The following is a 459-nucleotide window of genomic DNA, read 5'->3' as shown; positions in this document are numbered from 1 at the left end:
TTGGCATACAGTAGCTATCAATTAACTTGCGGTAAAGGTAACACTTGGGGAGACGGAATTACGCCTATTGAAGCGGCTCATTTAGAAGGAGCAGAAAATATCCTGATTGAAGGCATCAAACATTCTCCGAGAAGCCCTCAAATTTGGTATGGCTCACCAGAAGCCCTAAAAGTTTGGGTGCAGTATTTGGTTTGAGAAGAAGGCAGAGGGCAGAAGGGAAGAGGAGGGGGATAAGGAGAGGGGAAGACAAGGGGAATAGTAAACAACTATCCACTAACTACTAACCAATGACAAATGTCAATTATGCTTTTCCACCCAATCAGGTGATATCTGCCGGGTGAGGTGCGATCGCTGCTGCCAGGTTTAGATTAGAAATCTTGCGGAATTTAGGACGAAATACCATGTTTTGTTGATTTTCAACACTGGCGGCAAAGACTGGATTCCACATAATTCTAAGTG

General features: G+C 44.0%; 1 pseudogene. It reads left to right on the top strand.

Annotated elements, in window-relative coordinates:
* Nucleotides 1-195: pseudogene (locus UYK_RS24540) on the top strand (lipase); the annotation flags it as partial.
* Nucleotides 196-459: the final 264 nt, after the last annotated feature.

Origin of the sequence: Fischerella thermalis PCC 7521, assembly GCF_000317225.1 — a bacterium.
GTDB classification, from domain to species: domain Bacteria; phylum Cyanobacteriota; class Cyanobacteriia; order Cyanobacteriales; family Nostocaceae; genus Fischerella; species Fischerella thermalis.
Note: the sequence above shows the minus strand (reverse complement) of the source record. Positions and strands in the feature narration are given on the sequence as shown.